This window comes from Streptomyces sp. 6-11-2 (assembly GCF_006540305.1).
GTDB lineage: Bacteria > Actinomycetota > Actinomycetes > Streptomycetales > Streptomycetaceae > Streptomyces.
Map to the genome: position 1 here is coordinate 5,018,021 of NZ_BJOR01000001.1, position 24,549 is coordinate 5,042,569.

21 protein-coding genes, 1 pseudogene and 2 riboswitches are annotated in these 24,549 nt (G+C 73.5%); of the genes and pseudogenes, 10 read left to right on the plus strand and 12 right to left on the minus strand.

What is annotated here, in order from left to right; translation table 11 throughout:
- Positions 1–63 precede the first annotated feature (63 nt).
- Positions 64–192, minus strand: a riboswitch (cobalamin riboswitch).
- A 125-nt stretch (positions 193–317) separates the two neighbouring features.
- Positions 318–493: riboswitch (TPP riboswitch) on the plus strand.
- Entirely contained in the window at positions 493–1,116 is a 624-nt protein-coding gene (locus TNCT6_RS22065; RefSeq protein ID WP_141361323.1) for a TetR family transcriptional regulator, read from the minus strand. (Overlaps the previous riboswitch by 1 nt.)
- Before the next feature lie 218 nt (positions 1,117–1,334).
- On the opposite strand from TNCT6_RS22065, the gene TNCT6_RS22070 reads away from it, so the two are divergent.
- Genes TNCT6_RS22070 through TNCT6_RS22080 form a run of 3 tightly spaced genes read left to right on the plus strand, consistent with a single transcriptional unit; the run spans position 1,335 to position 4,587 of the window.
- On the plus strand, positions 1,335–2,780 hold the full coding sequence (locus TNCT6_RS22070; protein ID WP_141361325.1) for a glycosyltransferase family 4 protein: 1,446 nt from the start codon (positions 1,335–1,337) through the stop codon (positions 2,778–2,780).
- Positions 2,774–3,517 carry a class I SAM-dependent methyltransferase gene (locus TNCT6_RS22075; RefSeq protein ID WP_141361327.1) on the plus strand — a complete coding sequence of 248 codons (744 nt, stop codon included), beginning with the start codon at positions 2,774–2,776 and terminating at the stop codon, positions 3,515–3,517. Before TNCT6_RS22070 ends, TNCT6_RS22075 begins: the two co-directional genes overlap by 7 nt.
- Positions 3,514–4,587, plus strand: coding sequence for a prenyltransferase (locus TNCT6_RS22080; RefSeq protein ID WP_141361329.1), 1,074 nt, complete (start codon positions 3,514–3,516; stop codon positions 4,585–4,587). The genes TNCT6_RS22075 and TNCT6_RS22080 overlap by 4 nt, the downstream gene beginning before the upstream one ends.
- 53 nt (positions 4,588–4,640) lie before the next feature.
- Here the strand turns inward: TNCT6_RS22080 and TNCT6_RS22085 are convergent, their stop codons facing one another.
- A complete protein-coding gene (locus TNCT6_RS22085; RefSeq protein WP_141361331.1) occupies positions 4,641–4,934 on the minus strand; it encodes a hypothetical protein in 294 nt (97 codons plus the stop codon).
- 151 nt (positions 4,935–5,085) lie between these two features.
- Here TNCT6_RS22085 and TNCT6_RS22090 point away from each other — a divergent pair, with 151 nt between their 5' ends.
- A complete protein-coding gene (locus TNCT6_RS22090; RefSeq protein WP_141361337.1) occupies positions 5,086–5,652 on the plus strand; it encodes a hypothetical protein in 567 nt (188 codons plus the stop codon).
- Positions 5,653–5,767: 115 nt separating this feature from the next.
- Here TNCT6_RS22090 and TNCT6_RS22095 read toward each other — a convergent pair whose 3' ends face one another.
- The 4 genes from TNCT6_RS22095 to TNCT6_RS22110 form a co-directional block, all read right to left on the minus strand.
- A complete protein-coding gene (locus tag TNCT6_RS22095; RefSeq protein WP_172632982.1) occupies positions 5,768–6,532 on the minus strand; it encodes a hypothetical protein in 765 nt (254 codons plus the stop codon).
- 154 nt (positions 6,533–6,686) lie between these two features.
- On the minus strand, positions 6,687–7,667 hold the full coding sequence (locus TNCT6_RS22100) for an N-acetylmuramoyl-L-alanine amidase (protein ID WP_141361339.1): 981 nt from the start codon (positions 7,665–7,667) through the stop codon (positions 6,687–6,689).
- A 10-nt stretch (positions 7,668–7,677) separates the two neighbouring features.
- Positions 7,678–8,340, minus strand: a complete 663-nt coding sequence (locus tag TNCT6_RS22105; protein WP_141361341.1) for a class I SAM-dependent methyltransferase — start codon at positions 8,338–8,340, stop codon at positions 7,678–7,680.
- Positions 8,341–8,474: 134 nt separating this feature from the next.
- A complete protein-coding gene (locus TNCT6_RS22110) occupies positions 8,475–10,214 on the minus strand; it encodes an MFS transporter (RefSeq protein WP_141361343.1) in 1,740 nt (579 codons plus the stop codon).
- Between the two features lie 421 nt (positions 10,215–10,635).
- Here TNCT6_RS22110 and TNCT6_RS22115 point away from each other — a divergent pair, with 421 nt between their 5' ends.
- Entirely contained in the window at positions 10,636–11,370 is a 735-nt protein-coding gene (locus TNCT6_RS22115; RefSeq protein ID WP_141361345.1) for a class I SAM-dependent methyltransferase, read from the plus strand.
- A 31-nt stretch (positions 11,371–11,401) separates the two neighbouring features.
- On the opposite strand, the gene TNCT6_RS22120 is transcribed toward TNCT6_RS22115, so the two are convergent.
- Genes TNCT6_RS22120 through TNCT6_RS22135 form a run of 4 tightly spaced genes read right to left on the minus strand, consistent with a single transcriptional unit; the run spans position 11,402 to position 14,998 of the window.
- Positions 11,402–12,034: a response regulator transcription factor gene (locus TNCT6_RS22120; RefSeq protein WP_141366708.1), complete on the minus strand. Its 633-nt coding sequence runs from the start codon at positions 12,032–12,034 to the stop codon at positions 11,402–11,404.
- Between the two features lie 58 nt (positions 12,035–12,092).
- Positions 12,093–13,316, minus strand: a complete 1,224-nt coding sequence (locus TNCT6_RS22125; RefSeq protein WP_141361347.1) for a sensor histidine kinase — start codon at positions 13,314–13,316, stop codon at positions 12,093–12,095.
- A gap of 15 nt (positions 13,317–13,331) precedes the next feature.
- Complete coding sequence (locus TNCT6_RS22130; RefSeq protein WP_141366710.1) at positions 13,332–14,051, minus strand: ABC transporter permease; 720 nt, start codon at positions 14,049–14,051, stop codon at positions 13,332–13,334.
- An 8-nt stretch (positions 14,052–14,059) separates the two neighbouring features.
- Positions 14,060–14,998, minus strand: coding sequence for an ABC transporter ATP-binding protein (locus TNCT6_RS22135; protein ID WP_253266194.1), 939 nt, complete (start codon positions 14,996–14,998; stop codon positions 14,060–14,062).
- 183 nt (positions 14,999–15,181) lie between these two features.
- On the opposite strand from TNCT6_RS22135, the gene TNCT6_RS22140 reads away from it, so the two are divergent.
- A complete protein-coding gene (locus tag TNCT6_RS22140) occupies positions 15,182–16,039 on the plus strand; it encodes a MaoC/PaaZ C-terminal domain-containing protein (RefSeq protein WP_141361349.1) in 858 nt (285 codons plus the stop codon).
- Between the two features lie 1,482 nt (positions 16,040–17,521).
- Here TNCT6_RS22140 and TNCT6_RS41020 read toward each other — a convergent pair.
- Positions 17,522–18,530, minus strand: a pseudogene (locus TNCT6_RS41020) (hypothetical protein); the annotation flags it as partial.
- Between the two features lie 198 nt (positions 18,531–18,728).
- On the opposite strand from TNCT6_RS41020, the gene TNCT6_RS22150 reads away from it, so the two are divergent.
- From TNCT6_RS22150 to TNCT6_RS22160, 3 genes are read left to right on the plus strand one after another with little or no spacing between them, the layout of a single operon-like run.
- Positions 18,729–19,616 (plus strand): Nif3-like dinuclear metal center hexameric protein, encoded by an 888-nt coding sequence (locus tag TNCT6_RS22150; RefSeq protein ID WP_141361354.1) that lies wholly within the window; start codon positions 18,729–18,731, stop codon positions 19,614–19,616.
- A gap of 13 nt (positions 19,617–19,629) precedes the next feature.
- Entirely contained in the window at positions 19,630–20,373 is a 744-nt protein-coding gene (locus TNCT6_RS22155) for a zinc ribbon domain-containing protein (RefSeq protein ID WP_141366714.1), read from the plus strand.
- A gap of 59 nt (positions 20,374–20,432) precedes the next feature.
- The gene (locus tag TNCT6_RS22160) at positions 20,433–21,707 is read left to right on the plus strand and encodes a bifunctional RNase H/acid phosphatase (protein WP_141361356.1); all 1,275 of its coding nucleotides are present in this window, start codon (positions 20,433–20,435) and stop codon (positions 21,705–21,707) included.
- Between the two features lie 266 nt (positions 21,708–21,973).
- Here the strand turns inward: TNCT6_RS22160 and yaaA are convergent, their stop codons facing one another.
- On the minus strand, positions 21,974–22,774 hold the full coding sequence (gene yaaA / locus TNCT6_RS22165; protein ID WP_141361358.1) for a peroxide stress protein YaaA: 801 nt from the start codon (positions 22,772–22,774) through the stop codon (positions 21,974–21,976).
- 77 nt (positions 22,775–22,851) lie between these two features.
- Between yaaA and TNCT6_RS22170 the strand changes: the two genes are divergently transcribed.
- Positions 22,852–24,333 (plus strand): RNB domain-containing ribonuclease, encoded by a 1,482-nt coding sequence (locus TNCT6_RS22170; RefSeq protein WP_141361360.1) that lies wholly within the window; start codon positions 22,852–22,854, stop codon positions 24,331–24,333.
- Positions 24,334–24,549: the final 216 nt, after the last annotated feature.

The following is a 24,549-nucleotide window of genomic DNA, read 5'->3' on the forward strand; positions in this document are numbered from 1 at the left end:
CCCCGGCGGCTCGGCTCCGTATACCTCGACGGTGCGATGCGCCGGCGGACTGCCGACACGCATGAGCCGGTCACGTCCCGTCCCGGGCATTCCGGCTCGCCGCCCTCGCGGGACGGCTCACGGCTGCGGGTCAGCGCCGGATTTCCACCGGCTTCCCCCCGAACGGGTGTGATGACGACCCGGTCACTCTACCGGCCTACCGGAAAGGCCCCGAGGGGTGGCCGATGCCCGTCTCGTCCGGCGCGGGAGAAACCGAAAAAATCTTCGGATTGGGGGGTTCCATCCGGTACGGGTGGATTTATTCTGTAAGTGGCCTACGAGGCGAGTGAGGGAGTTCGACCGGAGTAGCCGACTTTGGCGAGACGCTACGGCATCCGCTGGGGCCGACGTCGACGGTCGGGCTGAGAGGCCGGAAGGTAGCAGTCGGACCTGAAGGCGACCCCCATTACCTGATCCGGGTAATACCGGCGAAGGGAACCCGTCTCGTAGGTCCTATTCGTGCGCCACGGCGGGCATGGTCAGGTCGATCAGACGGCACGCCGTCCCTATGTCGGCCTTCGCCTGGGCGAGGGAGGCACGGCCCGAGAGCCAGGTGATCAGGGCCGAGAGCCAGGTGTGCTCGATCACGCGGACCACGGAGAGCTGCTCGGCGGTGGGCTCCTCCAGGCCCATGGCGTCCAGGATGATCGCGGTGGTCTGGCGGGAGACCTGGTCGACCTCCGGGCTCACGCTGCGGTCCGCGAAGGTCAGCGCGCGGACCATCGCGTCCGCGAGGTGGGGGTCGCGCTGGAGGGCGCCGAAGGCGCGCATCAGGGTCTCCGCCACCCGCTCGGCGGCGCTCTCGCCGGCCGGCGGGTTCTTGCGCAGCGTGCCGTGCAGGCGCTCCAACTGGTCCTGCATCGTGGCGACGAGCAGGTGCACCTTGGACGGGAAGTACCGGTAGAGCGTGCCCAGCGCCACCTGCGAGGACTCCGCGACCTCCCGCATCTGCACGGCGTCGAAGCCGCCCCGGGCGGCCAGTTGCGCGCTCGCGCGCAGGATGCGGCGGCGACGGGCCTCCTGCCGCTCGGTGAGAGGCGGTGAGGCCGGCCGGGAGGTACTGGCTCGCGCAGGCATGGATCCCGTTCCGTGACAGTCGGTGAGGCAGAGGCCGGCAGGGGGACCGGACCGCGGGCGGTGGCGCGGGCCGTGGTGCGAATCACCCGATCCGCTGCTCACAGCGTGGCTACCTGCCGGTAGATTCGGAGCCTCCTGAACGATCAAGTCTGAAACTTGTTCTAGATTAGCGTCCCGACGTAATCTCGCGGGACAGTGCAGTCAGAAGGGGGGCCGGAGTGACCGCTGAGCCCAGTCAGGCGGGGTCCCCGGCGGACCTGGCGGCGGACGGCGAGCGACCGCTCGGCATAGCGCTCCTCACCTACAAGGGGAACCCGTTCTGCGGCGGCCAGGGTGTCTACGTCCGCCACCTCTCGCGCGAACTGGCCCGCCTCGGTCACCGGGTCGAGGTGATCGCCGCCCAGCCCTACCCCGTCCTCGACACCCCCGACACCCTCGGTGGGATCGCCGGCGACGGCCACGACGGCCGGCTGCGCCTGACCGAGCTGCCGAGCCTGGACCTCTACCGGCAGCCGGACCCCTTCCGCACCCCGAAGCGCGACGAGTACCGCGACTGGATCGACGCGCTGGAGGTCGCCACCATGTGGGCCGGCGGCTTCCCCGAGCCGCTGACCTTCTCGCTGCGCGCCCGCCGCCATCTGCGCGCCCGGCGCGGGGAGTTCGACATCGTCCACGACAACCAGACCCTGGGATACGGGCTGCTGGGGGACGTCGGCGCGCCACTGGTCACCACCATCCACCACCCCATCACCGTGGACCGGAAGCTGGAGCTGGACGCCGCCGAGGGATGGCAGCGGCGCTGGTCCGTACGCCGCTGGTACGCCTTCACCCGCATGCAGAAGCGCGTCGCGCGCCGGCTGCCCTCCGTGCTCACCGTCTCCGGCACCTCCCGCCAGGAGATCGTCGACCATCTCGGCGTGCGCGGGGACCGCGTCCAGGTCGTGCACATCGGCGCCGACACCGACCTGTTCTCACCCGACCCGGCCGTGCGGCAGGTGCCCGGCCGGATCGTGACCACCTCCAGCGCGGACGTGCCGCTCAAGGGGCTGGTGTTCCTCGTCGAGGCGCTGGCGAAGGTGCGTGCCGAGCACCCCGCCGCGCACCTCGTCGTCGTCGGCAAGCGGCCCGAGCAGGGCCCGGTCGCGCAGGCGGTCGAACGCTACGGCCTCGAAGGCGCCGTCGAGTTCGTCAAGGGGATCTCGGACGCCGAACTGGTCGGCCTGGTCCGCTCGGCCGAGGTCGCCTGCGTGCCGTCGCTGTACGAGGGCTTCTCCCTGCCGGCGGCCGAGGCCATGGCCACGCGCACTCCGCTGGTCGCCACGACCGGGGGCGCCGTCCCCGAGGTCGCCGGACGCGACGGCGAGACGTGCCTGGCCGTGCCGCCGGGCGACGCCGGGGCGCTGGCCACGGCGCTCGGCCGGCTGCTGGGAGACCCGGAGCTGCGCCTCCGGCTGGGCCGGGCCGGGCGCGAGCGGGTCCTGCGGCACTTCACCTGGGCCCGCGCCGCCGAGGGAACCGTGGCCCAGTACCGCGAGGCCCTCGACCGCTCCCGTGCGGGCACCTCCGTCGGCCGGAGCGCGGGCACCCCGGGCGCCGGCCCCGCGCGGACCGGCACCACCACGACCGACGCCGACCTCAACCGAGAAAGCAGGGCCACGTGCTGACCGTCGACTTCTCCCGGTTCCCGCTCGCCCCGGGCGACCGCGTGCTGGACCTCGGATGCGGTGCCGGCCGGCACGCGTTCGAGTGCTACCGGCGTGGGGCCCGGGTCGTGGCGCTGGACCGCAACGGCGAGGAGATCCGCGAGGTCGCCAAGTGGTTCGCGGCGATGAAGGAGGCCGGGGAGGCGCCGCAAGGGGCGACCGCGACGGCCATGGAGGGCGACGCGCTGGCGCTGCCCTTCCCCGACGACTCCTTCGACGTCGTCATCATCTCTGAGGTGATGGAGCACATCCCCGACGACAAGGGCGTCCTCGCCGAGATGGTCCGGGTGCTCCGGCCGGGCGGGCGGATCGCGGTCACCGTGCCGCGCTACGGTCCCGAGAAGGTCTGCTGGGCCCTGTCCGACGCCTACCACGAGGTGGAGGGCGGCCACATCCGCATCTACAAGGCCGACGAACTCCTCGCCAGAATGCGCGAGGCGGGCCTGAAGCCCTACGGCACCCATCACGCGCACGCGCTGCACTCGCCGTACTGGTGGCTGAAGTGCGCGTTCGGCGTCGACAACGACCAGGTGCTGCCGGTGCGGGCGTACCACAAGCTGCTGGTCTGGGACATCATGAAGAAACCGCTGGCCACCCGGGTGGCCGAGCAGGCGCTGAACCCGCTGATCGGCAAGAGCTTCGTGGCGTACGCGACCAAGCCGCGGCTGCCCGCCACGGCCGGGGGCGCCGAAGCGTGACGACTCCCCGGACAGAACACCTCGTCCTGCCCGGGGTCCTCACCGCCGGGCAGGCCGCCGCGACCGTACGCGGCATACTCGCCGTCCAGCGGGAGGACGGGGCGATCCCGTGGTTCCGCGGTCACCACCTCGACCCGTGGGACCACGTCGAGGCGGCGATGGCGCTGGACGCGGCCGGCGAGCACGAGGCCGCCGAGCGCGCCTACGCGTGGCTGGCCCGCCATCAGCTCCAGGACGGCTCCTGGTACGCGGCCTACGCCGACGGGGCGCACGACGACGTCACCGACCGCCGCCGGGAGACCAACTTCGTCGCCTACACGGCCGTAGGGGTCTGGCACCACTACCTCTCGACGGGCGACGACGCCTTCCTGGACCGCATGTGGCCCGTCGTGTACGCGGCGATCGAGTTCGTGCTGCGGCTCCAGCAGCCCGGCGGGCAGATCGGCTGGAAGCGGGAGGACGACGGCACGGACACCGCGGACGCGCTGCTGACCGGGTGCTCCTCGGTCCACCACGCCCTGTGCTGTGCGCTGGCCATCGCGGAGCAGCGTGAAGAGCCGCAACCGGACTGGGAGTTGGCGGTCGGCACGCTCCGGCACGCGATCCGCGCGCACCCGGAGCGGTTCCTGGACAAGGACCGCTACTCCATGGACTGGTACTACCCGGTGCTGGGCGGCGCGCTGACCGGCGCGGAGGCGAAGGCGCGCATAACGGAGGGCTGGGACCGCTTCGTGGTGCCCGGACTCGGGGTGCGCTGCGTCGTCCCCAACCCGTGGGTGACGGGCGGGGAGTCGGCCGAACTCGCCCTGACCCTGTGGGCGGTGGGCGAATCCGACCACGCCCTGGCCGTGCTCCAGTCCATCCAGCACCTGCGCGACCCGGACACCGGCCTGTACTGGACGGGCTACGTCTTCGAGGACGACGCCGTGTGGCCCCGCGAACTGACCACGTGGACCGCCGGATCCCTCCTCCTCGCGGTGGCCGCGCTCGGCGGCCACGAGGCCACCTGCACGGTCTTCGCGGCGGGCGACCGCCTGCCGCGGGGCCTCGACACGGACTGCTGCGGCTGACGCCGTTCGTCAGCCCGCGCCCGCCCGGCCCGGTCCGGAACGGTCCGCCGTCGTCAGTGCCGGTGCATCCGGTTGGCGACGGCATGGCCGACGAAGAGGTACACCACGGCGGCCAGACCGTAGCCGGCGATCACGCGGGCCCAGGGCCTGTCGAAGGTGAAGAGATCCCGGGACCAGCCGGCCAGCCAGTCGGCAGCGCCGTGGACGAACCGGACCAGTTCGTTGGCCCGGTTGGCGTCCAGCAGGTACATCAGGATCCACAGTCCGAGGATGAGGGCCATGACGTCCGCGACCACCGCGATGACCGTACCGGCGGAGTTGGGACCCGTGCGATATCGAGGGGACATGCCCTTGCGTCTGCCCCGGAATCCCGCCGGAAACCCGGTCCGCGCACGGGGAGTGACCCGGAGGGTACCTCCAGTGCACTGTTTCGGCGCGGCCACCCCGGATCACACGGATCTTCTCAACACCCGCAGCAACATGTACCGGGAGGACACCGTGCCCGTACCGATACGGCGCCTCGCCCTGGCGCTGACGCTCTGCTGCGCCCTGCTCGCCGGTTCCACCGGGTGGGCCGTGGGCGCCCAGAGCACTCCGCAACACAGTCCGACGGTCGCCGTGCCGGCGGCCACGCCAAGGCCCACCACGCCCGCGGAGAGGCAGCACTTCGCCAAGACCCGGTTCGTGGCGAACGCGGCGCTCGCGGCCGGGGCCACCTACGAGTGGATCGTGAAACCGTACAAGCAGGGCAAGTTCAAGAAGGGCGCTCCCCACCGCAGGGGCACCCTCATCAAGGCGGCCCTCGCGGGCGCCTTCACGTACAACAGGCTCAAGGCCGCCGTGCGCAACGCCCACGGCGACCCCCTGCTGTCGAAGGCACTCGCCCCCCTCAACAGGGCCATCAACGACCTGAAGGCCCTGCCCTCCAAGCTGCGCCACGGCGACACCTCGGCGGTCGGTGACTACAACAACGTCATCAACAAGGTGAAGGGCGCCGGGAGCAGCGCGGGCGCGCCGGTCCACAACAAGGTGCCGACCCACTCGCAGCTCATCCACGGCTCCTAGGAGCCGTTCCGGGCCGTTCACCGACGGCCTGCCGGGTCCAGGCCCCGCGTGCGGCACGGCAACGGCCCCCCGCCCGCGAGGGCGAGGGGCCGCAGGGCCGGTCCGGCGGACCGGATCAGCCGCGCTGGATGTTGGACGCGTCCTGGAGGACACCGCGGCGGCCGTCCTGCATCTCGGTCAGCAGGCCCTGACCGCGCTGCTCCACGGCCAGGTACCACACGCCCGGCGCCAGCTCGGCGATCGGCGCGGGGGAGCCGTCCTCCGCGAACAGCGGACGCGGCGCCGGCACGGCGAACCAGAACGGCGAGAAGCCGGCCGCGGGCTGCTGCCCCTGCGAGGCCTGCTGCGGCTGACCACCGCCGAACGACGGCTGGTTCTGCTGCGGCTGCCCGCCGAACGGCTGCTGAGCGCCCGGGTAGCCGTACCCGCCCTGCGGCTGCGCGCCGTAGGGCTGCGGCGCGGCCGGCCGGGGCGCGGGCGTCAGGGCGGCCTGGAGAGCCGGGACCAGCGGGGTGGCGACGGCACCGGCGGCCAGGACCAGGGCGGCGATGAAGCCCAGGATCAGGCCGGCGCCCGCGCCGACCTGGGGAGCGTCCACCAGGTTCCAGAACATGATCCACGCCACCAGTACCGTGAACGCCACTCCCACCGCGCCCAGGTCCAGGCCCGCCACCTTGCGGGGCTGCGGCAGACACCGGTTGACGACGATCAGCGCGGCGCCGATCACTCCGCCCATGTAGACGCCCAGGCCCAGACCGAGCGCGTCCCAGGCGTTGCTGGTCAGGTAGCTCGAGTAGGTGTGGAGGAACGATGCGATGAACAGCAACACCGCTGCTCCGATCACCACGCCGTCGCCCCGAGTGAGGGAGCGGATATTCACGTCAGGTCCTTCTGGTTCGTCGTCTCGTCGGTGGAGGCGTCGCTGTCACCATCTCGCCGTCAGGCCGCGGTGCGAAGCGCGGGGGTAGCGCCTCATCGTACGGATGACACTATCGTCCGTACGGCCACGATGTCCGCCGGGACGAGTGCCCTGATCACGACTCGCGCAGGAAACTCACGATTCCCTCAGAGATCCCCTCTGCCGCCTTCTGTCGCCAGCCGCCGTTGGTGAGCGATGCCGCGTCCTTGCTATCGCGCATGTTGCCGCACTCGATGAACACCTTGGGAACCGTTGACAGATTGAGACCGCCCAGGTCCTTCCGCGTGACGAGGCCGGTGCCGCCGCCGATGTAGTTGGACGGCGCCTCGCCCGTGACCCGCACGAAGTTGCCCGCGATGCGCTCGCCCAGATCGCGGGAGGCGGACACGATCGGGCGGGTGTCGGCGGAGCCGGCGTGCACGGCCCCCGGGAGGATGACGTGGAAGCCGCGGTCACCGGACGCCGCGCCGTCGGCGTGGATCGACACGGAGGCGTCCGCGTGCGCCTCGTTGCCGATCCGGGCGCGCTCGTCGACGCACGGGCCCCAGGCCGGAGAGTCGCCGTCGTGGGTCAGCTTCACCGTCGCGCCCTGTGCTTCGAGCAGCGCGCGCAGCCGGTGGGCCACGTCCAGCGTGAACCGGGCCTCGGTGTAACCGGCGTTGGTGGACGTGCCGGTGGTGTCGCACTCCTTGCGGTTGGTGCCGATGTCCACCGTGCGGTTGATCTCCGCCGTGTGCCGGAAGTTGCCCTGGTTGTGGCCCGGGTCGATGACGACGACCTTGCCCTTGAGCGGGCCGGAGGCGGCGGGCGTCCGCGAGGCGGACTGGCCGGCCCCCTCGTCGGCCTGTCCGGGATACGAGGGCAGGAGCGGCCCCTCGGACCCCGAGGGGGAGCCGGACCCCGAGGGGGAACCGGTCGCCGACGGCGGTGCCGCCGTGTCCGAGCCGCCGCCCGGGTCGCCCACCGCCTCGTACACCAGCCAGCCCAGCAGCGCGCCGGGCACCAGTGCCGCGAGGGAGACGGTCAGCAGCCCCCGGCGGAGGCGGCCGGGGCGCTCGGGCTGCGGGACATCGAAGTCGGGGCCTTGGTACGACACGCCTGCGACTCTAACGGCGGGCGCGGGCGGCTGCTTCCGATCGCCGCAGGACGCGCAGCGATCCGGCCGCCGACACCTCGGTGAACCCGCCCGATTCCAGGGCCCGGAGGTAGACGCGGTACGGGGCCTGTCCGGTGAACTCGTCGACCGGGTCCGGGAACACGTCGTGGATGACCAGCAGGCCGCCCTCGGCCAGGTGCGGCGCCCACCCCTCGTAGTCGGCGGTCGCGTGCTCGTCGGTGTGGCCGCCGTCCACGAAGACCAGGCCGAGCGGGGTGTTCCACAGGGCGGCGATCTGCGGCGAGCGGCCGACGAGCGCCACCACGTGGTCCTCGAGACCCGCCCGGTGCAGGGTCCTGCGGAAGGCGGGGAGCGTGTCCATCAGCCCGATCTCCGGGTCGACCGTCTCCGGGTCGTGGTACTCCCAGCCGGGCTGCTGCTCCTCGCTGCCGCGGTGGTGGTCCACGGTGAGCGCGGTGACCCCGGCCCGCCGGGCCGCGTCGGCGAGCAGGACCGTCGAGCGCCCGCAGTACGTGCCGACCTCCAGCAGCGGCAGCCCCAGCTGCCCGGCCGCCACGGCCGCCGCGTACAGCGCGAGCCCCTCGTCGGTGGGCATGAACCCCTTCGCGGCCTCGAACGCGGCGAGGATTGCGGGCTCAGGTGCCGCGGGCATGGAGGGTCCTTCCGATCGGTCGTCTCTGTCGGTCGTCTCGGTCGTGCGTCCGTTCAGGGCGCCATGCTGCCGCACCCCCGGCCGCGCGGGCGACCGGGGGTGCGGTGGTGCTTCTCTCCGGCGTACGTCTCGTTTCAGGCGGTGACCGACTCGCCCGGCAGGGACAGGTCCAGATCGACCGAGTGGTCCTCGCCGGGGTGGGTCGCCGCGCTGGCGTGCGGGCCGTGCCCGGCGGCGCGGGCGGCCAGGACGTACGGGCCCCGGGCCGGGACCGCGAGGACGTAGCTGCCGTCCTCGGCGGAGAGCGTGGCGCCCGCCTGGCGGCCGCGGCGGTCGATCAGCGTGACCTTGGCACGGGCGACCGGGGCGCCGCCGGCGTCCAGGACCCGGCCGCGGAAACCGCGCAGGACCGCCTCGGCCCGTGCCAGGTTGGCGTCCTCCTCGCTGCTCGCGCGCAGTCGCGGGCCCGTCGAGAGGTTCGGCCGGGGCAGGCACAGGGCCAGCGCCAGGCCCACGAGGACGGCGGCCGTGGCGATCAGGAAGGAGACGCGGAAGCCGTGCATGGTGGGGATCGCGAGGCCACCGGTGTGGTGTGCGGTGTTGGCCAGCACCATGCCGATCACGGCGCTGGACACCGACGTGCCGATGGACCGCATCAGGGTGTTGAGGCCGTTGGCCGCGCCCGTCTCGGAGGCCGGGACCGCGCCGACGATCAGCGCGGGCAGCGAGGAGTACGCCAGTCCGATGCCGGCGCCCAGGACCACCGAGACGACGACGGTCTGCCAGGCCGCGTTCATCAGGCCGAGGCCGGCGGCGTATCCGACCGCGATGATCAGCAGGCCGATGATCAGGGTGGTCTTCGGGCCGTAGCGGGCGGACAGGCGGGCGTAGACCGGCGCGGTGAACATCATGGTCAGGCCCAGCGGGGCCACGCACAGACCGGCGACGACCATCGACTGACCGAGCCCGTAGCCGGTGGCGGCGGGCAGCTGGAGCAGCTGGGGCAGGACGAGGGAGACGACGTAGAAGCTGACGCCGACCATGATCGAGGCGAGATTGGTCAGCAGCACCTCGCGGCGGGCGGTGGTGCGCAGGTCGACCAGCGGGGCCGCGACGCGCAGCTCCATCAGGCCCCACAGGAGCAGGACGACGACGGCCGCGGCGAACAGGCCGAGCGTGGTGGGCGACGACCAGCCCCAGTCGCTGCCCTTGGTGACGGGCAGCAGGAGCAGGACCAGGCCGCCGGACAGGCCCAGCGCGCCCGGCAGGTCGAAGGAGCCCTCGGCACGCGTCGGGGACTCCGGTACGACGAGGAGGGTGAGGCCGATGGAGAGGACGCCGAGGCCGGCGGCGCCGTAGAAGAGGCTGTGCCAGTCGGTGTGCTGGGCGACCATGGCCGCGGCGGGCAGGGCGAGACCGCCGCCGACGCCGATCGAGGAACTCATCAGCGCCATGGCGGAGCCGAGCCTCTCGCGCGGCAGCATGTCCCGCATCAGGCCGATGCCGAGCGGGATCGCGCCCATCGCGAAGCCCTGGAGCGTGCGGCCCGCGATCATGGGCAGCAGGGCGGAGGTGAACGCGCTGACCAACGCGCCGACCACCATCACGGCGAGGCTGGCGATCAGCATGCGGCGCTTGCCGTACAGGTCGCCGAGGCGGCCCATGATCGGCGTGGCCACCGCGCCGGACAGGAGGGTGGAGGTCAGGACCCAGGTGGCGTTGCTGGGCGAGGTGTCCAGCAGTTGCGGCAGGTCCTTGATGACCGGGACGAGCAGGGTCTGCATCACCGCGACGACGATCCCCGCGAAGGCGAGCACCGGGACGACGGCCCCGCTCGCTCTCCGTTCGGGCCGTCCGGTCGTCGTGAGCGTCATCGAGTGGGGCCTCCGGGCCGTGAGGGTGGAACGTGCGGTCATCCGTGCGGAACGGGCGCCGGGTCAACCCCGTAGGCCGAGGCAACTATTCCGATGCTTTGGCGTACTAACGATTTCTTGACCGTTCCGTGAGGATCTGAACGCCCGTCAGGCCGCCTGTGGCTCTGGGGGAGTGGAGGAGAAAAACCAGGGCCGGCCCGGCCGTGGAAGCCCTTCTCAGGGGCCTGGGCGCAGGTGCGGGCGGGGTTTCGCACCGGGCCCGGGGTGAGGCCCTTACGGCGCCCGCCGCGACCCCGCAGCCGCCGGGACAGCGCCTCTGCCCGACCCCGCACATAGCCGCTGACCTGGGCTTTCATGGTGTCCGGCCCTAGACTCGACCCACTTGGCCCACTTGGGTACGTCGAATACGGAAGGGGGCCGTATGGAGCGGGACATTCGCACGGTCGACGATGTGCTGGTGCTGCTGGACGGGCTGTTCGCGCCGGACGCCGACCGGTGGACCGGTGGTGCGGCCGGGTGGTGGGACGGGTTCTACGCGGACCGGACACGGCCGGTGCCGTTCTTCGTGGACAAGCCGGACGAGAACCTCGTCGAGTGGCTGGAGCGGGGGCTGATCGACGGGCGCCGGGCACTGGACCTGGGCTGCGGGCCGGGGCGCAACGCCCTGTACCTCGCCGAGCGCGGCTTCGAGGTGGACGCGGTCGACCTGTCGCCGCAGGCCATCGGCTGGGCCCGGGAGCGGGCCCGGGAGACGGGGGCCGAGGTGCGGTTCCTGTGCCAGGACGCCTTCGGTTCCGCCGGCTCGCCCCTCACCGGCCCGTACGACCTGGTGTACGACTCCGGCTGCTTCCACCATCTGCCGCCGCACCGCCGGATCAGCCACCTGGCCCTGCTCGACCGGGTCCTGGCCCCCGGCGGTCACCTGGCCCTGACCTGTTTCGCGGCCGGAGCCATGGGCTGCGAGCTGTCCGACGCGGAGCTGTACCGCACCTCCCGGCTGCACGGCGGGCTCGCCTACACGCCCGAGTCGCTGCGGCGGATCTTCGCGGACCTGACGGAGGTGGAGCTGCGCCGGATGCGGGGCGAGCCGGAGGAGGCACCGCACTTCGGGGAGGCGTTCCTGTGGGCGGGGCTGTTCCGGCGGGAGCCGGTGTAGCGGACGCCCGGGGCGCGTCCGGGCGGCGGGGTCACAGCCAGCCCTGACGGCGGGCCTCCCGTACGGCCTCCATGCGGTTGCGGGTGCCGGTCTTGCCGATCGCGGCGGACAGGTAGTTGCGGACGGTGGACTCCGACAGGTGCAGCTTCGCGGCGACGTCGGCGACGGTCGCCCCGTCGGCGGAGGCCCTCAGCACATCGCACTCGCGGGCGGTGAGCGGACTGGGGCCCGCGCTGAGGGCGGCCGCAGCGAGCACCGGGTCGACCACCGTCTCCCCGGCCAGCACCCGGCGGATCGCGGCCGCCAGTTCCTCCACCGGCCCGTCCTTGACCAGGAAGCCCCCGGCCCCGGCCTCCATGGCCCGGCGCAGATAGCCGGGCCGTCCGAAGGTGGTCAGGATCAGCACCCGGCAGCCGGGAGCCTGCTCGCGCAACTCGGCGGCGGCGTCCAGACCGCTCATCCCGGGCAGTTCGATGTCCAGCAGCGCCACGTCGGGGCGGTGGGTCAGCGCGGCGTCCACGATGGCGTCGCCCGCCGAGACCTGGGCGACGACCTCCATGTCGTCCTCCATGCCGAGCAGCAGGGCGAGCGCGCCCCGCATCATCTGCTGGTCCTCCGCGAGAAGGAGGCGGATGATCTTGGCGGGCCGGCGGTCCCCAGGCATCTTGTTCACGGGCCAAGGGTATTGACCCGGCGCCCCACGGGCGGGGCGCGCGGGCCGGTCACCTCGACGACGAGCCGAGCCGGACGCCGTCCTCCACCGGTTCCCCGCTGTCCACGGGCACCTCGGCGGTCACCGTGAAACCGCCGCGGGGCGAGGGGCCGGCCCGCAGCGAACCGCCCGCCGTCGTGAGACGTTCGGTCAGCCCCTTCAGACCGGTGCCGCCCACCCCGGCCGGGTCCGCGTCCCCGGCCGGACCGGCGGACGTGGCGTACCCGTTGTCGACGACGGTCAGCCGGGCCCGCCCGGCCGTGCCGGTGACGCTGATCTCGCAGCGGCTCGCGCCGCTGTGCCGTACGGCGTTGGTGACCGCCTCGCGCACCACCCAGCCCAGCAGCGCCTCGGCCTCCGGCGTCAGCGGAGGGCCCGACCGGCGCACCACGGGCTCGATGCCGGCGGCGGTGAGCGCCGAGCGGGCCCGGTCCAGTTCCGCGCCGAGGCCGCCGTCGCGGTAGCCGGTGACCGCCTCGCGGATCTCGGTGAGCGCCTGCCGCCCCACGGACTCGATGTCGGTGATCTGCGTCAGCGCCGCCCCCATGTCGCGGGGCGCCAGCCGCCGGGCCGCCTCCGACTTCACCACGATCACCGACAGCGTGTGGCCGAGCAGGTCGTGCAGGTCCCGGGAGAAGCGCAGCCGCTCCTCCTCCACCGCGCGGCGGGCCAGCTCCTCACGGGCGGCGCGCAGTTCCCGCACGGCGTCGGACAGGCTGAGGATCACTGCCGTCACCACCGTCGACAGGAACGTGCCATAACCGATGTTGATCCCGTTCCAGCCCTCGCGCAGCCCGGCGACGACCCCGGCGAACAGGCCAAGACCCACACCGATCCGGCCGAGCAGCGGCCCGCGCAGGGCCGCGCCCGTCGCCAGGCCGAACAGCGGCAGGAACAGCAGCCAGGTGCCGCCGTACCCGATGGCCAGACCGCACGTCACCAGGAACAGCAGCAGCAGCGCGAGGCGGGTGGAGCGGGCCGTGCGCGCTCGTTTGTCGAAGGCGCGGAGCACCACGTAGATGTAGAGGGAGTTGAAGGCCAGCAGGCCCAGGCCGCCGATCCACGGGTTGGCGGTCTTGCCCTGGAAGAGGTGTGAGAAGGCGCCCATCCCCATCAGCAGCCAGGGCAGCAGGGAGAAGCCAGTGGGCGGCGGCCCCGGGTACTCGGACTCCCGCCCACCCCCGCGCCCCATCCGGTGTTCCATGCGGCAGGAGATCCTGCGTGACCAGTTCATGTTCGCGCTCCCCTATCAGACCTTGCCGGCATGACGGCGGTAGGACAGCACAGCGTACGAACCGAACAGCGACAGCCAGCCCGCCAGCACGAGGATGGCACCCGCCGCCGGGGCGTGGCCCTGCGTGACCGACACGCCGAGTTCGGCGATCCCGCGCGTGGGCGTGTACCCGGACAGGGTGCGCAACCAGCGTGGGAACAGCTCGACGGGGAACCACAGGCCGCCGAGCACCGCGAGCCCCAGGTTGCACACCATGTTGACCACGCCCGTGGTCTGCGCGGTCAGCCCGTAGCCGTTGCCCAGGCCGAGCAGCGTGAACGGGATCGAGCCGAGCCACAGCAGCAGCGCCGTCGAAGCCCACTGCCACGCCGCCAGCCGTACGCCGTTGAGCAGGCCGCCCGCAAGCAGCACCGCGCAGATCGCGGGCAGCACGGTCACCGAGGCGGTCAGCGCCCGCCCGGCGACGACCTGGCGCGGGGTCATCGGGGTCAGCCTCAGCTGCCGCAGCCAGCCGACCGTACGGTCCTCGGCGACCCCGCCGCCGGTGTTGAGGGCCGAGCCGACCGCGCCGTAGGCGGCCATGCCGACCATGGAGGCGGTCCGCCAGCCCCGGTCTGCGCCGTCGCCGAGGTTGGTGAACAGCAGGTACATCATCACCGGCATCGCGATCCCGCCGATCACGAAGCCCGTGTCACGCAGGGTGCGGCGCACCTCCAGCCGCAGGTAGTCGAATATGTCGCGCATCACGCCGCCTCCCATTCGCGCTCCGTGGCCGCACGCGCGCCCGTCAGGGCCAGGAACGCGTCGTCCAGTGAGGCCGGTGCGACCTCCAGTCCGTGCACGGCGCCCAGTCCGACCAGGGCGATCACGGTCGCGTCCGGGTCGTCGGTGCGCAGCCGCGCCCGGTCCCCGCGCACCTCCAGCGACCGCACGCCGGGCAGGAGTTCCAGGCCCTCGGTGCCCCGCCCGGCCAGGTCGAAGGCGACCAGGCCGCCGCCCGCCGCCCGCCGCAGTTCCTCGCCGGTGCCGTCGGCGACCAGCCGGCCGTGGTCCAGGACGAGGATCCGGTCGGCGTGGGCGTCGGCCTCCTCCAGGTAGTGCGTGGAGAACAGCACCGTGCGACCGCCGCGCGCGTAGGCCCCCATCGCGTCCCAGAAGGCGTGGCGCGCCTCCACGTCCAGGGCCGCCGTCGGCTCGTCCAGCACGAGCAGCGCGGGGTTGCCGGCCACCGCGACCGCGAACCGCACCCGCTGTGTCTGGCCGCCGGAGAGCCGGTCCACCCGCCGTCCGGCCAGGTGGGCGATCCCGGCCAGCTCCAGGGCGCGGTCGACGGAGAGCGGCGCGGGGTAGCGGCCGGCCACGAAGGTCACCAGCTCGCGGAGGGTGACCCGGGGGACCGCCCGCGCCTCCTGGAGCATGGCGCCGACCAGACCGGCGCGCACCGCCCGTTCGGGCGGCCCGCCGAACAGCTCGACCGTGCCCGCGTCGGGCGGGTGCAGGCCGAGCAGCAGCGAGATCGCCGTCGACTTGCCGGCGCCGTTGAGGCCGAGCAGGGCCACCGTCTCGCCCCGCTCGATGGTCAGGTCGACGCCGTCGACGGCGCGCACGGCGCCGAAGGCCTTGACCGCCCGTGTGAAGGACACAGCACGTCCCGTCTGTGTCATGTCTGCGACCTGTGTCATGTCTACGACGGTACGAACTCCCGTGCCCCGCCCGGCAGATGCGCTTGTACGGACTCCGGCAGGACAAATGTCACGGCCGGCGGACCCACGTCCTGCCCGCCTGACTGGGCGTCAGGTTTCTTCACAGCCGAAGAGCGCTGGGCTATACAGGGGAGTGCCAGGAGACTCTGATTCCGGAGACCCATGCCCATCGACGCAGCCCAGGCCCTCGCCGCCGAACCCCGTACCGTTGAGATCTCCTGGACCCCCAGGGACGTCCTGCTCTACCACCTCGGGATCGGCGCGGGCCTGCCGGCCACCGACCCCGGCGAACTGCGCTACACCCTGGAGACGCGGCTGCACGTCCTGCCGAGCTTCGCCACCGTCGCAGGCGGCGGTTCGCCCGGCGTGATCCGAGGTCTGTCCATGCCCGGCGTCGACGTCGACCTCGCCCGCGTCCTGCACGGCGGCCAGTCGCTGACCGTGCACCGCCCCCTCCCCGTGGCGGCCACCGCCACCGCCACCAGCCGCATCGCCGCCGTCCACGACAAGGGCACGGCGGCCGTCCTGGTCATGCGCACCGAGGTCGCCGACGGCGACGGCCCGCTGTGGACCGATGACGCGGAGATCTTCGTCCGGGGCGAGGGCGGCTGGGGCGGCGACCGAGGTCCCTCCGCCCGCCCCGCCGAGCCGGCCGGCGAGCCGGACCGCACCGTCGAGCGGACGGTCCGCGAGGACCAGGCACTGCTCTACCGTCTGAGCGGTGACGGCAACCCGCTGCACGCCGACCCGGAGTTCGCCGAGCGCGCCGGCTTCGAGCGGCCCATCCTGCACGGGCTGTGCACCTACGGCATGACCCTCAAGGCGGTCGTCGACACACTGTTCGGTGGGGACGTGACCCGCGTACGGTCCTGTACCACGCGTTTCGCCGGGGTGGTGTACCCGGGCGAGACCCTGCGCATCCGCATGTGGCGGCGGGAGGGCAGGGTCCAAGTGACGGTGGGCGCCGTCGAACGGGACGACGCGCCGGTGCTGACCGGCACGATCGTCGAGCACGGCTGACACGAAACGGCCCCGCCCGTCAGCAGACGGGCGGGGCCGTGGCGTTCGACGTGCCGTCAGGCCGCCGATTCGTTCTGCTCCGCAGGCCTGCGGTGGCGGCCGCTGGGTGCGGCCTCACCGTCGCCGACCGAAACCGGACCCCGGTGCTTTCCGTGACCCGCGGACTCTTCGACGTCGGCGGCGGACGGCTGGGTCGTGCTGGCGTCGCTCATCGGAAGAAATTCACCCCGTCAACAATGATCTTTCGTACAGCCGGGCGAGTCTAACCGGCACACCTCGGGTCGAATCCAGCCGGGCACGCCAACCGGCACTACTTCGTTACAAGCCGTCCCAGCGGGGCCTGTTGAAGCGGAACGGGGCGGGGGGCGGGGCGGGGGCCGTGGGAGGTCGGAGGGCCGGGTTCCGGTGCGGGTTCCGGTGCGGGGACGGGGGCGGGGGCGGAGTGCGGGCTGGGTACGGATTCGTCTTCGGGGCCGGGGTGAGGTCCGGGGCCGGGGTGAGGTCCGGGGCCGGGGTGAGGTCCGGGGCCGGGGTGAGATCCGGGGCCGGGGTGAGATCCGGGGACGGGGGATCCGGCGTGCGGTGGGGCTTCGTGAGCGGGGTGGGGCTCGGGTCCGGGGCCGATGCGGAATCCGGTTCCGAGTGTGGTGTGGGTTCTGGCTCTGGGTGCGAGGTGCTGGTGCGGGCCGGCTTCGCGCGGGTCGGGGGGCCCGCTCTCGGGCCCGACGGGCGGCCCGGCCTCGGGCGTGGCGTAAGAGGCGGCTTCGGGACCGGCGTGGGGGCCGGCTTCGGGAATGGCCTTGGGCGTGGCGCGGGGGCCGGCTTCGGGTGCGGGGTGCGGTCCGATTCCGGGTGTGGCGTAGGGCCTGGGTTCGGTTTGCGGTCCGGGAACGGCTAGTGGTCCGGGTTCGGTTTGCGGTCCGGGAACGGCTAGTGGTCCGGGTTCGGTTCGTGGTCCGGGTTCGGTTCGTGGTCCGGAGTCCGTCTTCACCCCGCTCGGCGGGTCCACGGTGACGACGGTCGCCCCGGAGCGTGCCGCGTGCTCGGCCAGCGGCATGGTGTCGGCGTGCAGGCCGCTCTTGCCGAGTGGTCCGGAGTCGGCGGGTGGGGCGGATCCGGCGGGTGGTCCGGGTTCGGCGGGTGGTCCGGGTTCGGCGGGTGGTCCGGAATCCGTCTTCACCCCGCTCGGCGGGTCCATGGCGACGGCGGCTGCCCCGGAGCGTGCCGTGTGCCCGGCCGGCGGCGCGCTGTCGGCGTGCAGGCCGCTCTTGCCGAGTGGTCCGGAGCAGGCGGGCGGTCCAGGTTCGGTGCGTGGTCCGGAGTCGGCGGGTGGGGCGGATTCGGCTTGTGGTCCGGGCTCGGTTCCGGGCCGTGGTCCGGGTACCGTCGCCCGGTCCGGCGCGTCGGGCGGGGCGGGGACCGGGATGCGCGTCCCCGCCCCCGCCAGTCCCGGTCCCGGCTCCGACTGCCTCGTCGGAGCCGTCCACCGCGCCACACCGCACGGCACCGCGCTCGTGGCGTAGGGCAGACGAAGTACGCCGTCGCCGGTCCACAGTCCGGACCCGGCCAGCCACCCCTCGGGCGCGGGGAGATGACGTACCTGCCGCTCGGCGGGCCGCCACACGGCCACCCAGCTGCCGGCCGCGCCGTCGCAGCGCAGCGCCACCCCGCACTGCTCCGGAGTGAGCACCTGCCCCGGCTGGATCGCGAACGGCGTCACCACGCAGTCCGGCAGCCGGAGGCTCTCCGGGAAACGCACCGGCTGCGTGCTGCCCAGCACGCCCCAGCCCAGCCGTTGCCGGCCGGGGGAGGGGGCGTCCGAGCGGATCAGCAGAAGTCCGCTGTCGGGGTCGGCGAGCAGCAGCCGGTCGTTGCTGGCGGCCGCGATCTGGAGCAGTGGCGACGTCTCGCCGCCGCGCTCAAGGTCCACCACGACCGCCTTGGTGCGCCCACCGGTCTCCCGGTCCAGGGCCAGCATCCGCCCGGCGCGGTCCAGCCAGACCCCGCCCGAGCAGCGGCCCGGCACCTCGGCCAGGTGCTCGGGCCCGAAGGCGCCGCCCACCACCAGCCACACCGCCGAGGACCGCTGGCCCACGGCGAGCGCGTAGGCCCGCTCGCCGCCGGGCGCCGGGGGCAGCAGCCGCAGCCCGGTGCCCTCCGGGCACTCGATCGCGCCGAGCGGCAGCTCGCCGGTGCCCGGTCCGGTCGGATACAGCAGCGAGAAGGTGTGGCGGCCGTCCACCAACCGCCGGATCAGCACCCGGCCGTCGCCCATCGGCAGCACCTCCGTGCCGGGCTCCTCGGGCTGGTTGCCGGGCAGCGGCACCGCGTACGGCTCGGGGCCGTCCAGCGTCCAGCGCTCCGGGTACCAGGAGTCGCCGCTGCGTGCGAGCCGGGCGGCGTAGGCACCGTCCGTCGTGATCGTGCAGCCCGCCCGCGGGATACTGTCGTCCTCGCCGGCCGCCGAAGTCTCGACAATGCAGGCTGTCATCGTTCGGTCACCTCCTGCCAGGACGGTAGTTTTCCTACACACACCGGACGGACCGGCGGGCGGCTGCTTCACACATACGGGTGGCCGAAAAACGATTCGCCTGTGGAAACCGAGACCGATGTGCTGGACGGCCCCGGTCCGGACGTGGGGCGACGGCACCGGTTCAGCCGTGGCGAACACCCAGGTAGCCTTGCACCCGTGCCCCGTCTGTCTGAAGTCATCGCCGCGCTGGAGAACCTGTGGCCCGCCGAGCGGGCCGAGTCCTGGGACGCGGTCGGCACCGTCGTGGGCGACCCCGAGCAGGAGGTCGGCCGGGTCCTGTTCGCCGTCGACCCGGTCCAGGAGATCGTCGACGAGGCGGTGAAGCTGGGCGCGGACCTGCTGGTCACCCACCACCCGCTCTACCTGCGCGGTACGACGACCGTGGCGGCCTCCACCTTCAAGGGCCGCGTGGTGCACACCCTGATCAAGAACGACATCGCCCTGCACGTGGCCCACACCAACGCGGACACCGCCGACCCGGGAGTCTCCGACGCGCTGGCCGGGGCGCTGGACCTCAGGGTCGTACGCCCGCTGGTGCCGGACGCCACCGACCCGGAGGGACGCCGGGGTCTGGGCCGGGTCTGCGAGCTGGACCACCCGCTGACCCTGCGTGAACTCGCGGCCCGCGCCGCCGAGCGGCTGCCCGCCACCGCGCAGGGCATCCGCGCGGCCGGCGACCCGGAGGCGCTCGTCCGCACGGTCGCCGTCAGCGGCGGCTCCGGCGACAGCCTCTTCGACGACGTACGGGCGGCCGGCGTCGACGCCTTCCTCACTGCGGACCTGCGCCACCATCCGGCCTCCGAGTTCATCGCGGACCGCGCCCACAGCCCTCTCGCGCTGCTCGACGCGGCGCACTGGGCCACCGAGTGGCCCTGGTGCGAGCTGGCCGCCGCCCAGCTCGACGAGATCTCCGACCGGAACGGATGGGGCCTGCGGGTCCACGTCTCCAAGACGGTCACCGACCCCTGGACCGCCCACGCGGCGTCCGCCACCCTTCCGAAGAGCGCTTCGCGCGCCCCTTCCCCTACTTCCTCTACTAGCTAACGGGAGCCCCCAACTGAACGCCGCGCCCGCCGACCAGATCCGACTCCTCGACGTCCAGGCCCTCGACGTCCGCCTCCAGCAGTTGGCCCACAAGCGGAAGTCGCTCCCCGAGCACGCCGAGATCGAGTCGCTGAACCGGGACCTCACGCAGCTGCGCGACCTTCTGGTCGCCGCGCAGACCGAGGAGAGCGACTGCGCCCGCGAGCAGACCAAGGCAGAGCAGGACGTGGACCAGGTGCGCAAGCGCGCCGTCCGTGACCAGCAGCGCCTCGACTCCGGCGCGATCACCTCGCCCAAGGACCTGTCGAACCTTCAGCACGAGATCGTGTCCCTCGCCAAGCGGCAGGGCGACCTGGAGGACGTCGTCCTGGAGGTCATGGAGCGCCGCGAGTCCGCGCAGGAGCGGGTCACCGAGCTGACCGGGCGCGTCGCCTCCGTCCAGGCGAAGGCCGACGACGCGACCGCGCGCCGGGACGCGGCCTTCGAGGAGATCGACGGCGAGGTGGCGTCCGTGACGAAGGAGCGCGAGGTCATCGCCGGCACCGTCCCCGCGGACCTGCTGAAGCTCTACGACAAGCTGCGCGAGCAGCAGGGCGGCATCGGTGCGGCCAAGCTGTACCAGCGCACCTGCCAGGGCTGCCGGCAGGAGCTCGCCATCACCGAGCTGAGCGAGATCCGCGCCGCCGCCCCCGACACGGTCGTACGCTGCGAGAACTGCCGTCGCATCCTGGTGCGCACCGCCGAGTCCGGTCTGTAGGCCGGTCTCCGGTCGGGTCGGTGGTCGCGTCTGTAGACGGTCGGTAAGGAGCGAGCGGCGTGCGGGAGTTCATCGTCGAGGCCGACGGCGGGTCGCGGGGCAATCCGGGGCCCGCGGGCTACGGCGCGGTGGTGCTCGACGCGGCGACGGGGGAGACCCTGGCCGAACACGCGGAGTACCTGGGCGTGGCCACGAACAACGTGGCCGAGTACCGGGGCCTGCTGGCCGGCCTGCGCAGCGCGCACGCCCTGGACCCGTCGGCGGCCGTGCACGTCCGCATGGACTCCAAGCTCGTCGTCGAGCAGATGTCGGGCCGCTGGAAGATCAAGCACCCCGACCTGAAGCCGCTCGCGACGGCGGCGGCCCGGGAGTTCCCGGCCGACCGGGTCACCTACGAGTGGATCCCCCGCGAGCGCAACAAGCAGGCCGACCGCCTGGCCAACGAGGCGATGGACGCGGGCGCCCGCGGCGAGCAGTGGTCCGGTCCGTCCCTGGACGCGTTGGGCGGCCCGAGCGGTGGCCCGGTCCCCGGCACCGGTACGGACGCCTCGTCGATCTCCGGGAGTCCCGCTTGCGCCGACACCGGCGCGGGCGCCGACGTCCGGGCTGCGCGTGCCGCCGCCGCTGGCGGCGGGACGGCTTCCGGTGCCGGTGGAGGCCCGGGGCCCGCTGAGGCGGTCGCCACGCCCGGCTGGGCGCCCGCCGATCTCGGTGCGCCCGCCACCTTCGTGCTGCTGCGGCACGGGGAGACGCCGCTGACGCCGCAGAAGCGTTTCTCGGGCAGTGGCGGCACCGATCCGTCGCTGTCCGGAGTGGGCCGCGAGCAGGCCGAGAAGGTCGCGGCGGCGCTCGCCCGGCGTGGCACCATCCAGGCCGTCGTGTCCTCGCCGCTCGCCCGCACCCGCGAGACCGCCGGTGCCGTCGCCGCCCGCCTCGGTCTCGACGTGACCGTGGAGGAAGGCCTGCGCGAGACCGACTTCGGTGCCTGGGAGGGGCTCACGTTCGGCGAGGTGCGCGAGCGCTACCCGGACGACCTGAACGCCTGGCTGGCCTCCCCGGACGCCGAACCCACCGGCGGCGGCGAGAGTTTCGCGGCCACCGCGGTCCGGATCGCCGCCACCCGGGACAAGCTGGTCGCCGCTCACGCGGGCCGCACGGTGCTGCTCGTCACGCACGTGACCCCGATCAAGACGTTCGTCCAACTGGCCCTCGGCGCACCGCCGGAGTCCCTGTTCCGCATGGAGCTGTCGGCGGCGTCCCTGTCGGCGGTGGCGTACTACGCGGACGGCAACGCGAGCGTCCGCCTGTTCAACGACACGTCCCACCTGCGCTGACCGCCACGGCCGCGCGGGCGGGCCGCTCGACCCGGGCCCCGTCCCCGGCGGCCGGCGCCGACGCCGTGGACGACTCCGGCAGCCTGCCGCGCCCACGACCGCGTCCGGCACCGCGTCGGCGATCGTCCGGGGCGCGTCGAGCGCGGCCTCGCGTCACGGCCTCGTGTCCGCGGTGTCGCCTCGATCGCGGGCGGCCCGCCGGCCACCAGCGCCCGTGCCCCGGCGGTACGGCGCCGGGTGGATCCCCGTGTCAGTGGATCTCCGTGTCAGTGGATCTCCGTCACCACCACGTCCAGTGCCCACGGCCGCCCCGCCCTGCCCGGCGGCTCCGCCTCCACCACGTACCCGAGGTCCCGCAGCGCCTCCACCAGTCCGGCCGGGTCCTTCGGGGCGGCCCCCTCGGTCAGCAGGGCGCGCACGATCCGGCCCTTCGTGGCCTTGTTGAAGTGACTGACCACGGACCGCTTCTCCACCCCGTCCACGATCTGGGAGTGCAGCACCCGCACGGTCGCCGTCCGGCCCGCGACCTCGCCCTTCGGCTTCCACGCCGCCGCGTACGCCGAGGACCGCAGGTCCAGCACCAGACCGTCACCGGCCGCCTCGGGCAGCACCGAGGCCATCGGCGTACGCCAGTACGCCGCCAGTGCGCCCGGTCCGGGCAGCTTCACACCCATCGAGCAGCGGTAGGAGGGGATCCGGTCGGTCACCCGCACCGCACCCCACAGCCCGGAGAAGACCAGCAGCGAACGTGCGGCGCGCCGCTTGGCCGACGGGTCGAGGGAGGCCAGGTCCAGGGCGTCGTAGAGCACACCGGTGTAGATCTCCCCGGCGGGCCGCGTCCCCGCCGTGCGCAGCCCGGCGTTCTTGGCGACCTCGCCGCGCAGGCCCTCGCTCAGCCCGAGCACCTCGCGTGCCTTCCCCTCGTCCCCGGTGCACAGCTCCACCAGCTCCGTCAGCACCGTCTCGCGGGCGGCGGCCAGCCCCGGCAGCGACAGCGACTCGGGCCTCAGCGGGGCGCCGCGGCCGGCGGCGGCCTTGCCTTCGGACGGGGGCAGCAGCACAAGCACGGGGGTTGCTCCTTCGGGTAGCGCTCCGCGACAGCGTACGGCGTGCCGCCCGTGCGCCTCCGCCCTACGCTCGCTGTATGCCCCGTCGCCCGCTCCGCGCGACCGGCGCCCCCGAAGGACTCCTGAGGGCCGCCCTCGCCGCACTGCGCACCACGCCAGGCGTGCCCGGAGGCTTCCCGCCCGCGGTGCTCGCCGAGGCGGAACGGGCCGCACGGGACCCCGCCCTCCCCCTGCACGACGCCACCGACATCCCGTTCTTCACCCTCGACCCGCCCGGCTCCGCCGACCCCGACGGGAACGGCCTCGACCGGGCGACGCACCTGTCCCGCCGGGGCGGCGGCTACCGCGTCCGCTGCGCCGTCGCCGACGTGGCCGCTTTCGTCGTACCGTCGGGCGCCGTCGACGCCGAGACGCACCGGCGGGCGAGCACCCTGTACCTCCCCGACGGTCCGGTCCCGCTGTACCCGGCCGTCCTGGGCCGGGGTGCCGCGAGCCTGCTGCCCGGGCAGACCCGGCCCGCCGTGCTGTGGACGGTCGACCTGGACGCGGAGGGCCGCACGCGGGCCGTCGACGTCCGCCGCGCCCTGGTCCGCAGCCGGGCACAGCTGGACCGCGCCGGGGTGCAGAAGGAGATCGACGCCGGGACCGCCGACGAACCGGTCGCGCTGCTCCAGGACGTGGGGCGGCTGCGGGAGCGGCTGGAGGCCGAGCGCGGCGGCATCTCGCTCGTGGTGCCCGAGCTGGAGGTCGTGGAGCATCCGGCGGACGTGCCCGGGGGCCGCGCGTACGAGCAGGCGTACCACGCCCCTCTCCCGGCCGACCGCTGGAACGCCCAGCTCTCCCTGCTCACCGGCATGGCCGCCGCCGAACTGATGCTGGCCCACGGCACCGGCGTGCTGCGCACCCTGCCGGCCGCCCCCGACGGCGCGGTCGGCCGGCTGCGGCGCAGCGCGCACGCCCTGCGCGTCGACTGGCCGCACCACGTGTCGTACGCCGCCCTGCTGCGCACCCTCGACGCGGACCGGCCGCGGCACGCGGCCTTCCTGCGGGAGTGCGCGACCCTGCTGAGCGGCGCCGGCTACACCGTCTTCCGGGACGGCGGGCTCCCGGCGATCACCACGCACGCCGCCGTCGCCGCGCCCTACGCGCACTGCACGGCACCCCTGAGCCGTCTCGCCGACCGGTACGCCACCGAGATCTGCCTGGCCGCCGCGGCCGGCCGGGACGTGCCCGAGTGGGTGCTCGCCGCGCTGGACACGCTGCCGGAACGGATGGCCGAGGGCGCCCGGCGCGCGGCCGCCGTGGAGCGGGAGTGCCTGGACGTGGTGGAGGCCGCGCTGCTGAAGGACCGCGTCGGCGAACTCTTCGACGGCTGTGTCATCGACGTCGACGAGCACCGTCCCACCACCGGCACCGTCCACGTGGAGTCCCCGGCCGTCGTCGCCCGCGTCGAGGACGGCACCGCACCACTGCCGCTGGGCGAACGGCTCCGGCTCCGGCTCACCCGGGCCGACCCGTCCGCCCCACCACCGGCGAGGGTGCGCTTCACCCCCGCGTGAGCGCCCGCACGAGCACCCCGGCGTCCTCGGCGTGGAACCGCCCGAGCCGCACCCGCCTGCGCCTGCCGAGGAGGGTGACGTGCTCGACCGGCGCGGTCAGTTCGAGGGTGACGGAGGTCTGCGAGCCGACGGGGCGTGGATCATCTGCGTCTACGGCACGCCGTGCACGTGGATCCGCGCATCCCGCTGGACCGGATCGCGTTCGTGCGCCGCGAG